This window comes from Yinghuangia aomiensis (genome assembly GCF_039542225.1).
In the GTDB taxonomy this organism is placed as follows: Bacteria; Actinomycetota; Actinomycetes; order Streptomycetales; family Streptomycetaceae; genus Yinghuangia; species Yinghuangia aomiensis.
In genome coordinates, this window is sequence record NZ_BAABHS010000018.1 from 30,520 (window position 1) to 43,325 (window position 12,806).

General features: G+C 71.1%; 11 protein-coding genes. 6 read left to right on the forward strand and 5 right to left on the reverse strand.

What is annotated here, in order from left to right; translation table 11 throughout:
- Positions 1–140: 140 nt before the first annotated feature.
- A complete protein-coding gene (locus ABEA93_RS24375; protein WP_345677868.1) occupies positions 141–1,370 on the reverse strand; it encodes a DUF349 domain-containing protein in 1,230 nt (409 codons plus the stop codon).
- Positions 1,371–1,490: 120 nt separating this feature from the next.
- Positions 1,491–2,312 (reverse strand): peptidylprolyl isomerase, encoded by an 822-nt coding sequence (locus tag ABEA93_RS24380; protein ID WP_345677869.1) that lies wholly within the window; start codon positions 2,310–2,312, stop codon positions 1,491–1,493.
- A 325-nt stretch (positions 2,313–2,637) separates the two neighbouring features.
- Between ABEA93_RS24380 and ABEA93_RS24385 the strand changes: the two genes are divergently transcribed.
- From ABEA93_RS24385 to ABEA93_RS24400, 4 genes are all read left to right on the forward strand, one after another.
- Positions 2,638–3,333 carry an MBL fold metallo-hydrolase gene (locus ABEA93_RS24385; protein WP_345677870.1) on the forward strand — a complete coding sequence of 232 codons (696 nt, stop codon included), beginning with the start codon at positions 2,638–2,640 and terminating at the stop codon, positions 3,331–3,333.
- Between the two features lie 13 nt (positions 3,334–3,346).
- A complete protein-coding gene (gene hisS / locus ABEA93_RS24390) occupies positions 3,347–4,606 on the forward strand; it encodes a histidine--tRNA ligase (RefSeq protein WP_345677871.1) in 1,260 nt (419 codons plus the stop codon).
- Entirely contained in the window at positions 4,603–6,456 is a 1,854-nt protein-coding gene (gene aspS, locus ABEA93_RS24395; protein ID WP_345677872.1) for an aspartate--tRNA ligase, read from the forward strand. Before hisS ends, aspS begins: the two co-directional genes overlap by 4 nt.
- Positions 6,457–7,059: 603 nt before the next feature.
- Entirely contained in the window at positions 7,060–7,527 is a 468-nt protein-coding gene (locus ABEA93_RS24400; protein ID WP_345677873.1) for a hypothetical protein, read from the forward strand.
- A 32-nt stretch (positions 7,528–7,559) separates the two neighbouring features.
- Here ABEA93_RS24400 and ABEA93_RS24405 read toward each other — a convergent pair whose 3' ends face one another.
- Positions 7,560–8,147: a hypothetical protein gene (locus ABEA93_RS24405; RefSeq protein ID WP_345677874.1), complete on the reverse strand. Its 588-nt coding sequence runs from the start codon at positions 8,145–8,147 to the stop codon at positions 7,560–7,562.
- 802 nt (positions 8,148–8,949) lie between these two features.
- Here ABEA93_RS24405 and ABEA93_RS24410 point away from each other — a divergent pair.
- Positions 8,950–9,636: a vWA domain-containing protein gene (locus ABEA93_RS24410; RefSeq protein ID WP_345677875.1), complete on the forward strand. Its 687-nt coding sequence runs from the start codon at positions 8,950–8,952 to the stop codon at positions 9,634–9,636.
- A 30-nt stretch (positions 9,637–9,666) separates the two neighbouring features.
- Here ABEA93_RS24410 and ABEA93_RS24415 read toward each other — a convergent pair whose 3' ends face one another.
- The gene (locus tag ABEA93_RS24415) at positions 9,667–10,002 is read right to left on the reverse strand and encodes a hypothetical protein (protein WP_345677876.1); all 336 of its coding nucleotides are present in this window, start codon (positions 10,000–10,002) and stop codon (positions 9,667–9,669) included.
- 255 nt (positions 10,003–10,257) lie between these two features.
- On the opposite strand from ABEA93_RS24415, the gene ABEA93_RS24420 reads away from it, so the two are divergent.
- Positions 10,258–11,622 (forward strand): replication-associated recombination protein A, encoded by a 1,365-nt coding sequence (locus ABEA93_RS24420; RefSeq protein ID WP_345677878.1) that lies wholly within the window; start codon positions 10,258–10,260, stop codon positions 11,620–11,622.
- Positions 11,623–11,682: 60 nt separating this feature from the next.
- On the opposite strand, the gene ABEA93_RS24425 is transcribed toward ABEA93_RS24420, so the two are convergent.
- Complete coding sequence (locus tag ABEA93_RS24425; protein WP_345677879.1) at positions 11,683–12,555, reverse strand: MBL fold metallo-hydrolase; 873 nt, start codon at positions 12,553–12,555, stop codon at positions 11,683–11,685.
- Positions 12,556–12,806 lie beyond the last annotated feature (251 nt).

Below are 12,806 nucleotides of genomic sequence, written 5' to 3' on the forward strand. Positions count from 1 at the left end.
CCCGCGGACGCCCGGCCTCCGGACACATACGAGACGCACACAGAGACACGCACAGAGACACACAGCGACACACACGAAGGGCGGGTCCCAGGCGCTCTACGCGCCCCGGACCCGCCCTTCGTGTTCCTCCGCAACGGCCGTCAGCCGCTGAACTCCTCCAGCGCCTTGCGCGCCTCGGCCAGCCACTCCTCACGCGCCGCGATCGCCTCTTCGGCCTCGCGGACCTTGCGCTCGTTCCCGGCGGCCTTCGCCTTCTCGCCCTGCGTCCGCAGCTTGTCGATCGACGCCTGCAACTGGTCGACCGTCGCCTGCGCCCGAGCCCGCGCCTCCGGGTTCGTCCGCCGCCACAGCTCTTCCTCGGCGTCCCGGATCGCCCGCTCCACCGCGTGCAGCCGCGCCTCCATCTTCGGACGCGCATCCCGCGGCACGTGCCCGATGCCCTCCCAGCGCTCGTTCACCGAACGCAGCGCCGACCGGGCCGCCTTCACGTCCCCGACCGGCAGGATCGCCTCGGCCTCGACCAACAGCTGCTCCTTGAGCTGCTGGTTCTCCCGCTGCTCGGAGTCACGCTCCGCATACACCTCGCCGCGCGCCGCGAAGAACACGTCCTGCGCGGCCCGGAACCGCTGCCACAGCTGCTCCTCGACGTCCCGCTGCGCCCGACCCGCGGCCTTCCAGTCGCGCATCAGGTCGCGGTAGCGCGCCGACGTGTCGTTCCAGTCCGTCGACGACGACAGCGCCTCGGCCTCCGCGACCAGCCGCTCCTTCGTCCGCCGCACACCCTCGCGCTGCTGGTCCAGCTCCGCGAAATGCGCCTTGCGGCGCTTCGCGAAATGCGACCGCGCCTGCGAGAAACGGTGCCACAGCTCGTCGTCGGTCTTCCGGTCCAGCCGCGGCACGGCCTTCCACGAGTCCACCAGCGCCCGGAGCCGCTCGCCCGCCTGCCGCCAATCCGTGCTCTCCGCGAGCTGCTCGGCCTCGGTGACGATCCGCTCCTTCGCGGCGTGCGCCTCCTCCTGGGCCTTCGCACGCGCCTGCTTGCGCTCCTCGCGGCGCGAATCCACCACGCCGCCGAGCGCGTCCAGGCGCTTCACCAGCGCGTCCAGATCGCCGACCGCGTGCGCGTCGACGATGTGCGCACGCAAGTGCTCGATCGCCGTCGCCGCGTCCTTCGGCGCCAGATCGGTGGTCCGCACACGCCGTTCGAGAAGCTCGACCTCGACGACGAGCCCCTCGTACTTGCGCCGGAAGTAGGCGAGGGCCTCGTCCGGGGAACCCGCCTGCCACGAACCGACGGAACGCTCACCGTCCGCGGTCTTGACAAAGACGTTTCCCTGCTCGTCGACGCGGCCCCACGGGTCGCTGCTCACAGCGGCCTCCTTCGATGCTGAATGCGGCGCACTTTACACAGGACCCGGCGGCGGCGGGCGGCCCGCCGCCCCGAATCCCCGCGATTCGGCCGGACAGCCGCCGCCGCCCCGCCGCCCGCGTCACGCCTTCTTGGTCACCGTCACCGAGTTGAACACCACATTCTCGTGCGGTGTCCCGTCACCAGGGCCCATCAACTCCTGGTCGATCCCCCCGTCGAGGATCTTCTTCAACACGTCCATACCCACCGTCACCTTGCCGAACGGCGTGTAGTTCGGCCCCAGCTGGGTGTCGTTGATGCACAGGAAGAACTGGCTGCCGCCGGTGTTCGGGCCGCCGTTCGCCATCGCGATCGTGCCCGCCGGGTACGTCGCACCCGTCAAGTTCTCGTCCGGCAGCTTGTAGCCCGGACCACCCGAACCGGTGCCCGTCGGGTCACCGCACTGCAGCACGTTCATGCCCTCCGTGGTCAACCGGTGGCACTTCGTGTGGTCGAAGTACTTCTGCGACGCCAGGAAGTTGAACGAGTTCACGGTGTGCGGGGCCTTCGCCGCATCCAACGCCACCGTGATGTCGCCGCACGTCGACTTCAGCACCATCTCGTACTGCGCCTTGGTGTCGATCGACATCGCCGGCTCGTTCGGCCACGTCTGCTTCGTCGGATCACCCGGCGCCGGCTCCGCACACGTCTTCGGCTTGTTGTTCACCGTCGGCGTCGGCGTCGGCGAATCCGCCGCGGCCGGCTTCGCCGAGTCCTTGCCGTCGTCGTCGTTCAACGCCGTGGCGATCCACGTCCCGCCGCCCGCGACCACCAGCACCGCCACAACCGCGCCGATGAGCTGGTTGCGCTGCCGCCGCCGCGCCGAGGCCTCCGCCCGACGCTTCTCCTGACGCTCGAGCTTCGCGCGCGCAAGCGCACGCTGGCGCTGCTCCTTGGTGACCACCGCGTGTTCTCCTGGGTTCGGTTCGCTGACAGCCGGCCTGGACCACGCCGGGACACCGCCCGCAGCCCAGCCGGTACGCACGGCACCACCTGCGGCAATGCACCCGCGCACGGACCGGGGCGACTGGCGCACAGTGTAGGCGCGCCACCCGCGAACCGGTTCGCAAACCGCCCCCGTGCGCCGGTACCCTCGGACGAGGATTCCCAACGTCCGCCGCATACTGCCGTCTGATCGCCCGCCCGGGAAGAGCCGGGCGTGTCGATCGACGACCCGCACCACCGCTCGATCCGCAGCGCGCCGCCAACGAGAACAGTCGAGGACCAACGTGATCATCGCCGGGTTCCCCGCCGGGGCATGGGGCACCAACTGCTACGTAGTGGCGCCCGCCGCCGGCGAGGAATGCGTGATCGTCGACCCCGGGCAGGACGCGTTCGACGGTGTCCAGGACATCGTCCGCGAACACAACCTCCGCCCCGTCGCGGTCCTCCTGACCCACGGCCACCTCGACCACATGTGGTCCGTCGTCCCGGTCTGCGACGAGCACAAGGTGCCCGCCTGGATCCACCCCGACGACCGCGACCTGCTCGCCGACCCCGGCAAGGGCATCTCCCGCGCGCTCGGACAGCAGATCTTCGGCGACATGACGTTCACCGAACCCGACGAGGTCCGCGAACTCACCGACGGCGCCGTCCTCGACCTGGCCGGCCTCGAATTCGTCGTCCGCCACGCCCCCGGCCATACCAAGGGGTCGGTGACCTTCGGCACCGGGCAGGACGCGGACATCCCGCCGATCCTCTACTCGGGCGACCTGCTGTTCGCCGGCTCCATCGGACGCACCGACCTCCCCGGCGGCGACCACGGCCACATGCTCGAATCGCTGACCCGGGTGGTCCTGCCGCTGCCGGACGAGACCGTCGTCCTGTCCGGACACGGCCCCCAAACCACCATCGGCCGCGAGCGCGCCACCAACCCCTACCTCCAGGAGCTGGCGCCGCGGTCGGGACCTCGCCGAGGAATGTGACGGAACGCACGACGTGAGTACTTTCTCCGCCCCCCGGGGCACCTTCGACATGCTCCCGCCCTATTCGGAGACGTTCAACCGCATCCGAATCCAGTTCGGCCTCGAACTGCGGGACGCCGGCTACCAGTACATCGAAACGCCCGCCTTCGAGGACACCGGCCTCTTCGTGCGCGGCGTCGGCGAATCCACCGACGTCGTCAGCAAGGAGATGTACACCTTCCAGGACCGGTCCGGCCGCTCCCTGACGCTGCGCCCCGAAGGCACCGCAGCCGTCGTCCGCGCCGTCCTCCAGCACAACCTCCAGGCCCAGCGGCACCCGGTCAAGCTCTGGTACTTCGGCCCGTACTTTCGCTACGAAGCCGTCCAGGCAGGCCGCACCCGCCAGTTCCACCAGATCGGCGCCGAGGCCATCGGCAGCGCCGACCCCCTCGTCGACGTCGAGATGATCGCCCTCGCCGTCGAAGGCTTCCAGAAGCTCGGCGTCAGCGACTTCCGGCTGCTCCTCAACTCGCTCGGCTGCAAGGAATGCCGCCCGGTCTACCGCGCCAAACTCCAGGAGTTCCTGCGCGGCCTCGACCTCGACGAGGAAACCCGCCGCCGCGTCGAGATCAACCCCCTACGCGTCCTCGACGACAAGCGCCCCGAAGTCCAGGCCCAACTCGACGACGCGCCCCTCATCACCGACAACCTGTGCGAAGCGTGCGCCGAACACCACGCCTTCGTCACCGGCATGCTCGACGAACTCAAGATCGCCTACGAGCCCGCGCCCAAGCTCGTCCGCGGCCTCGACTACTACGTCCGCACCATCTTCGAATTCGTCCACGACGGCCTCGGCGCCCAGTCCGCCATCGGCGGCGGCGGCCGCTACGACGGCCTCGCCCAGGACCTCGGCGGCCCCGAACTCCCCTCCGTCGGCTGGGCCGTCGGCATCGGCCGCACCATGCTCGCCATGGAAGCCGAAGGCCTCGACATCGAGATGCCCGCCGACTGCGACGTCTACGGCGTCGCCCTCGGCGAATCCGCGCGCCGCGAGATCTTCAAATTCGTCACCGCGCTCCGCCTCGCGGACATCCCCGCCGACATGGCCTTCGACCACAAGAAACTCAAGGGCGCCATGAAGGCCGCCGCACAATCCGGCGCCCGCTACGCCATCGTGCTCGGCGAACGCGACCTCGCCGAAGGCGTCGCCCAACTCAAAGACCTCGCCACCGGCGAACAGACCCCCGTCGCCCTCGACGCCGTGGTCGACACTCTGAAGGAGAAGCTCCAGTGATCCGCACCCATGACGCCGGAACGCTCCGCGCCGAGCACGCCGGGACGACCGTGACGCTCGCCGGCTGGGTCGCCCGGCGCCGCGATCACGGCGGCGTGGCGTTCGTGGACATCCGCGACGCCTCCGGGACCGTCCAGGTCGTCTTCCGCGACCTCGAGGCCGTCCACGGACTCCGCAGCGAATACTGCGTCAAGGTCACCGGCGACGTGCGGATCCGCCCCGACGGCAACGAGAACACCGAGATCCCCACCGGTGCCGTCGAAATCCTCGTCACCGACTTCGAGGTCCTCTCCGAGGCCGCCCCGCTGCCGTTCCCCATCGAGGAATACACCCCCGGCACGGTCAACGAGGAAGTCCGCCTCAAGCACCGCTACCTCGACCTGCGCCGCTCCCAGATGGCCCGCAACCTGCGGCTCCGCTCCCAGGTCACGCGCATCATCCGCGACGTCATGGAGGAGCACCGCTTCCTCGACATCGAGACCCCGTACCTGACCCGCTCCACCCCGGAAGGCGCCCGCGACTTCGTCGTCCCGGTCCGCCTCCAGCCCGGCACCTGGTACGCCCTCCCGCAGTCGCCCCAGCTGTTCAAGCAGCTGCTCATGGTCGCCGGCATGGAGCGCTACTACCAGATCGCCCGCTGCTTCCGCGACGAGGACTTCCGCGCCGACCGGCAGCCCGAGTTCACCCAGCTCGACGTCGAGATGTCGTTCGCCGACCAGGACGACATCATCGGCCTCACCGAGGCCCTCGTCGCCCGCGTCTGGCGCGAGGTCCACGGCATCGAGGTCACCCTGCCGCTGCCGCGCCTGCCCTACGCCGAGGCGATGGCGAAGTACGGCTCGGACAAGCCCGACCTCCGGTTCGGCCAGGAACTCACCGACCTGACCGAGTACTTCGCGGGCACCGACTTCCGGGTCTTCCAGGCCGAGTTCGTCGGCGCCGTCGTCATGCCCGGCGGCGCGTCGCAGACCCGCAAGGAACTCGACGGCTGGCAGGACTGGGCCAAGGCGCGCGGCGCCCGCGGCCTGGCCTACGTCCTCGTCGACGCCGACAGCGGCGAGCTGCGCGGCCCGGTCGCCAAGAACCTGTCCGCCGAGCACCTCGCGGGCCTTCCCGCTGCGGTCGGCGCGAAGCCCGGCGACGCGGTGTTCTTCGCCGCGGGCCGCCGCACGGGGTCGCTGGAACTCCTCGGCGCGGCCCGCTTGGAGATCGGCCGCCGCTGCGGCCTCATCGACGAGTCGGCGTGGAACCTGCTCTGGGTCGTCGACTTCCCGATGTTCGAGCCGATCGAGGACGACAAGGGCAACTTCCAGGGCTGGCACGCGATCCACCACCCGTTCACGGCCCCGACGGCCGAGTCGCTCGACTCGTTCGACAAGGACCCGGGCGCGGCGCTGTCGAACGCCTACGACCTGGTGCTGAACGGCATGGAGATCGGCGGCGGCTCGATCCGTATCCACCAGGCCGACGTGCAGAAGCGCGCCTTCGAGGCGATCGGCCTGTCGGACGAGGAAGCGCAGTCGCAGTTCGGCTTCCTCCTGGATGCCTTCCAGTACGGCCCGCCGCCGCACGGCGGCATCGCGCTCGGCCTCGACCGCCTGGTGGCGATGCTCGCGGGCGCCGACTCGATCCGCGATGTCATGGCCTTCCCGAAGACCGCCACCGGCGGCGACCCGCTGACCGGTGCGCCGGCGCCGATCACCGCGGCGCAGCGGAAGGAAGCGGGGATCGACGCGGTTGCGGCGCCGAAGGGGGCCGGGGCGGGTCAGGCTGCTGCGGGCGGCGCCGCTTCGGCCGACGCCGGCTCGTCCGCGGCTGCTTCGTCGGGTGAGGGCGTCGAGGTGGCGTGAGGTCGGCTGTTGGTCGGCCGTCGGTCGGCTGTGGTCGGCTGTGATGGTCGGGTGACGTCGCGGCCGGCTTGGTTTTCCTGATCGTGCGGTTTGGCCTTTGCCTGCTGTTGAGACAGCGGGTGAGGGTGATGGCCCGGGCTCTTCGGAGCCCGGGCCATCGGTTTTTGGCGGGGGTGGGTGTCGGTGGTGGTGGTCGGACTTGTGGAAAAGCTCTGGTCCGGGGTGGGGGTGAATCGTTTTTCCACTGGTTTGGGGCTGGGGCGCGGTGCGTGCTTGCGGGACGTCGTAGCGTCCTTCCCGTGCCTGGCAGACCAGGCGAAAGACGGTGACCGACAAGCCGATTGGGGTGGAGTGAGGATGAAGAACGAGAAGAGCGAGAAGAACGAGAAGGTCGGGAAGAAGGCGGCTCGGGCGGCGAAGGCGGCCGGGGTGGATCGTGTGGGGAGAACGCGGCGGCCCGGCGGGGTGGCGGCAACCGGGCCCGGGACGGGGGAGGACTCGGCGGTGTTGCCGCGACCGCCGGTGCGCGAGTCGGTCGCTGTGGACTCCCGGAGCGTGGGGCGGGGGTCGGCGGTGAGGGGTTCGGGGGTGAGGCCGGGTCCCGTGTACGAACCCGATCCGCCGCCGCGGTCGTCGCCGCCGACGTCGTTCGCGGACTACCTGGCGGCGGCGTGGTGGCCGCGGCGGGGTGAGCCGGCGGGGGCGTTGCCGGGTTCCGTGCCGACGCCCGAGGTCGTGCCCGGGCCGCTGCCCGGGTCCTTGCCCGGGTCCGTGCTGGTGCCGATTCCCGTGCCGCCGGTGTATCCGCCGCCGTACGACCGTCCGCCGATGCTGGTGCCCAAGGGCGTGCTGCGGCAGCGCGGTTGGACGGAGTCCGGGATCAGGCAGTTCCTCGACGGCCCGGACGCGCTCGCGCCGAACCCGGTGGTGCGCACCGCTCCGGCGATGCGGCTGTACGCCCTCGACCGCGCGCTCGCCGCGGAATCCACTCCGGCGTGGCAGGTCTGGCGCGCGGAGTCGGCGGCCCGCCGAGCGTCGCTGCGGGCGCGGTTGCGAACGGGGGAGGAATGATCGGGTGAGGAGGCCCCGGTGTCGGGCGGGTGTCAGGGGGAGCCGTCGTCGGCTCGGCCGCGTGTCCACCGTGCTCGGACCTGATCCACCGTCATGCCCGGTCGGACGAGCATGACCTCGGTGAGGTCGTCGGCCCAGACGACCTGCGGCCCGAACGCGTCCGCTAGTGCCTGTGCGGTGCGGGGTATCGCGTCGGGTGCGGGGGCGTCGCAGATCAGGCCGGCGATGGCGGAGTCGGGTGCGACGCGGCCGCGGTCCGGGCCGCCGTCACGGTCGGCGTCGTGGCCGACCACCAACGTCAGTCCGCCGAGGGGCGCGTCGTCCGACACCGGGGGCAGGGCGCGGGTGAGCGACCCGTTCGCGGTTCCATCGGAGGCGCCGTCGGCGGGCACCGCGTCGGAAGAGCCGTCGACGACGAACCAGCAGTCCGCCGCGACACCGGCGGTTTCGAGGGCGTGCAGCACGTGCTGCGCGCCGGGATAGGGGGTGGTCAGCGCGAGGGCGACCGTCGCGTCGTCGAGCCCGTCGTCGTGCGCCCGCACGAACTCGGTGCCGCCCGCGGCGGAGGCAAACCACCGCAGCGAGTTCACGTGCACGGTACGGGGGCCGGCGGGGCTCACGACGCGGCCCCGTCCGCCGCACCGAACCCGGCCGATGCCGCGTTGGTGCGCGCCGTAGCACCGTCGGCGCGATACTCGCCCATGCCGTCCTCCGTCCCGAGAAATCCCCGAACCATGATCCGACATGGCACTGACACGCGCTGACGGGGCGTCGGGTGGGGAGTGTGGCGGGTGCCGGGCATCAGGCGACGGTAGCCGTACCGGCGTATTGCCGCGCGCCCGTGCAGCCGTGGAGCCGTGCCGCCCGACGTTACGAGCGGCAGGCTGGTGGAGGGGTGCGGTGCCCATATGTGCCGGGTCAAGTTGGTGGGGGTCCCGTCGGTGAGGTGGTCGAGGATGGCGGCATGACGACCTGGTTCCGCACGTGCTATGAGGTCGAACATCTGCGGCTGTATTTCGAGGCTGATGAGGAGGGTTGGGCGACGCGTCACATCGAGATCCGGGGGCGGATGCGCGATCGGTGACGGCGGCTGCGCTGGGGGAGGTTCTGCATCTGCGCGACCATGCCGACTCGGTTGCGATGCGCGGTTCTGTTGCCGCGAGGCCCACTGACACGGCAGCCCTGAGGGAGAACCCCCTGCCGCCCTCCCCGCCGATCTGCCACGGTAGACGCGACAAACCCACCGCAGCACAAACCCGTTCCCCCCTCCCCAAGGAGGCTTCCATGCCCTTCCCGTGGTTCCGCCGTCGTGGTGGTCAGCCGAGTGCCCGGAACACGGCGGGTGGTTCGTGGGCGCCGCCCGCTTCAGGGCCGCGGGCTTCGGTGCGCACCGGGTCGGGCTCGGCGGTGAGCCTCGACAAAATGGAGCAGACCGCGCCGGGGCTGGTGAGCCTCTACAAGGCCGCCGGGGTCAGTCTCGACAAGCACCGGCTGGCCGGTGTCCGGGCCGCCGTCTACCTGGTGCTCGACCGGTCCGGCAGCATGTCCGGCTTCTACCGCGACGGCAGCGTCCAGGCGCTCGCCGAGCGGGTGCTGGCCGCGGCGGCGCACTTCGACGACGACGGTGTCGTGCCCGTGGTGTTCTTCGACAGCAAGGCGCACAACGTCGAGGAGATTTCGCTGGCGGACTACCGCGGCCGCGTCGACAAGCTGCACAAGAAGCTCGGCTCGATGGGCACGACGAACTACGTGTCCGCGATGGAAGCCGTCATCCGCCACTACCAGTCCTGCGGCGCGACCGACCCGGCGTACGTCATCTTCCAGACCGACGGTTCGCCGGACAACGAGAAGCGCGCCGAGCAGACCCTGTGCAAGGCGGCCGAGCTGCCGATCTTCTGGCAGTTCGTCGGCTTCGGCAGGGACCAGTTCAAGTTCCTCCACCGGCTCGACGAACTGCCCGCGCCCCGCTACCGCGTCGTCGACAACGCCGGCTTCTTCGAGGCGGGCGCCAACCCGAGCCGGATGAGCGACGAGAAGCTGTACGACCAGCTGATGATCGAATTCCCCGAGTGGCTGCAGTCGGCCCGCCGGGCAGGCGTCCTGGGTTGAAATGCGGCGTGGCGACGCCCGGGGCGGGGATCAGCCTCCGTCGGCGAGGTAGCCGACGTGCCGGTCGAAGTCCGCCTCGCTCGCGGCCGGGTTCCCCTCGTGCGGGTCCAGCCGCGGCAGCCCGGTCACGAGGCCGAGAGCCGCCCCGTCCGGTGTCGCCGCCGACGTATCGAGCCGCGGGTACGCCTCCCACAGCGCGCGGCGCGCGTCGGTGTCGTTGATCACCCGCAGGTCCAAGGCGTTGAGCACCCCGAAGGGGCGGCGCTGGACGGCGTTGGTGCCGGGGACCGTCCAGGTCTGGTGGCTGGTGCCGCTTCCCGGCAGCCGGGGCACGTCGATGCCGAGGGAGTCCGGCTCTCGGGCCACGTCCGGCACCTCCGACGCGAGGGATGGGCCGCCATGATCGCGGTCCCGGAGAGCGGCCGCCAGAGGGTGCTGCGGTTGCCGCGCGTTCTGGCCAACCCGGCCGTGGGTCCGTCCGTCGAGCGGAGAAGTGCAGCCCTTGTCCGAGAGCCGTCCGCACCGCCCCGTACCCCTCACCCAATTACCCGATCACCCGATCACCCGGCCCCGCCCCCGCCACCCCGACCATGTCCCCCCACCGCGTTAGGGTCGTTCCTTGTGGAACCCGATCTCTTCCTCGCCGCCGCCGAGGAGCGGCAGGCCAAGAACCCCGCACTGGCGCCGTTGGCGGTGCGGATGCGGCCGCGTGACCTCGACGAGGTGGTCGGGCAGGCGCATCTGCTGGGCGACGGTTCGCCGCTGCGGCGGCTGGTGCGGGTCGGCGACGGGGTGACGGCGCCGTCGTCGGTGATCCTCTTCGGGCCGCCGGGGACCGGGAAGACGACGTTGGCGTATGTCGTCAGCCACGCGACCAAGCGCCGGTTCGTCGAACTGTCGGCGATCACGGCGGGCGTCAAGGAAGTCCGCACCGTGATCGAGGCGGCCCGGCGGGAAGCCGGTGCGCACGGGCGCGAGACGGTGCTGTTCCTGGACGAGATCCACCGGTTCTCCAAGGCGCAGCAGGACTCGCTGCTCCCGGCCGTGGAGAACCGCTGGGTGACGCTGATCGCGGCGACGACGGAGAACCCCTATTTCTCGATCATCAGTCCGCTGCTGTCCCGGTCGCTCCTGCTCACGTTGGAGTCGCTGACCGAGGACGACATCCGTGCGCTGCTGCACCGGGCCCTCGCCGAGGAGCGCGGGCTCGGCGGTGCGGTGGGCCTGGACGCGGATGCCGAGGACCATCTGGTCCGCATCGCCGGGGGCGATGCCCGCCGGGTCCTGACCGCGTTGGAGGCCGGGGCCGGTTCGGCGATGGACCGGGGCGAGAAGACGATCACCCTGGCCACGCTGGAGGCCGCCGTCGACCGGGCCGCGGTGCGGTACGACCGGGACGGTGACCAGCACTACGACGTCGCGAGCGCACTCATCAAGTCGATCCGCGGATCGGACGTCGATGCCACGCTCCACTACCTGGCGCGCATGATCGACGCGGGGGAGGACCCGCGGTTCATCGCCCGGCGGCTGATGATCTCCGCGTCGGAGGACATCGGCCTCGCCGATCCGACCGCGCTGCAGACCGCCGTCGCCGCCGCGCACGCGGTCGCGCTGATCGGTTTCCCGGAGGCGAAGCTCACCCTCGCGCACGCCGCGATCGCGCTCGCGCTCGCGCCGAAGTCGAATGCGGCGACGCTGGCGATCGAGGCCGCGCTGGCCGACGTCCGGGCCGGACTCGCCGGCCCGGTGCCGCCGCATCTGCGCGACGGCCACTACAAGGGCGCCGCGAAGCTCGGGCACGCGCAGGGCTACATCTATCCGCACGACGTGCCGGGCGGTGTCGCCGAGCAGCAGTACGCCCCCGACACCGTCCACGGCAAGCGGTACTACCGCCCCACGCGCTACGGCAACGAGGCCCGCTACGCCGACGTCCTCGACCGCGTCCGCGGCAAACTCGGCCACCCGGACGCCTCCCCTGACACCTGAGCCGCCCGGCGACGGTCGACGGAGGGAAAGCCGGCCGGGGGAAGACCGCGGAGCCCGGCCCTACCCCCGGTCCACCACGAACCGCAGCGCCCCGGTTTCCGGCCCGTCCTCGCTCTTCCGCGTCAGCCACCCCGCCGTCGGTGCCGGGAAGTGGGTGCCGATCACCAGCGTCCCCGTGTCCGCGTACCGCTCGACGAACGCCTTCCGGGTCTCGGTGGCCAGGGCCGGGTCCTCGTCCGCGGCGCTCGCGATCTCGGGTGCCGCGAACTGCACGGGGTGGTGGACGAGGTCGCCGGTGACGACCGCGCGTTCCCCTTCGGATTCGACGACCACGGCGACCTGCCCGGGCGTGTGCCCCGGCGCGCCCTCCAGGCGCACGCCGAACGCCACTTCGTGTCCCGGTTCGACGAAGTCGACCAGGTCGGCGTCGATCAGCGGCACCAGGGTGTCGGACAGTTCCGTGCTGCCGGCCGAGGCCGGCGCGGTGCGCCAGAACTCCCACTCGGCGCGCGGGACCAGGTAGCGGGCGTTCGGGAACGTCGGCACCCACGCGCCGTCGACCAGGCGTGTGTTCCAGCCGACGTGGTCGAAGTGCAGGTGGGTGCACACCACGGTGTCGACCGACTCCGGCGGATAGCCGAGTTCCCTGAGGGTGTCGAGCCATCCGGTGTGCAGCGGCAGCAGCTGCGGGATGGTGGTGCGGTCGTTGCCGATGCAGGTGTCGACGAGTATGCGGCGGGTCCCGGTGTCCACGAGCACGGAGTGGAAGGACATCGTGAAGACGCCGTCCGGTCCGGCGAAGTGCGGGGCCAGCCAGGGGTAGGCGTCGAGCAGCCCGCTGTCGGCGGTCCGCAGCGCGCCCGTCACGGGAAGCGGGAACTCCGCTTCGACGACTTTGCGGAGCACTGTCGAGCCGATGCGCCACGTTGCCATGACCGAAATCCTCCGAGAGTCCGGAACCGGCCGCCGCGACCCGGACACGCCCTCGCCCCGGCGGCGTCACGCGCACACCTTCTCACTCAAGCAACTGTTTGAACATGGGTTGAAACGCAGGGTAGGCGCGCGGTACAACACAAGAACCGGGCGCTGTCCGCATCCGCTCACGGGTGCACATCCGGGGACGGCCGGAGGCGGACGGCGCCCGCCTTGCCGCCCGCGCGCCCGCCGCGTGCGTGACAGACGCG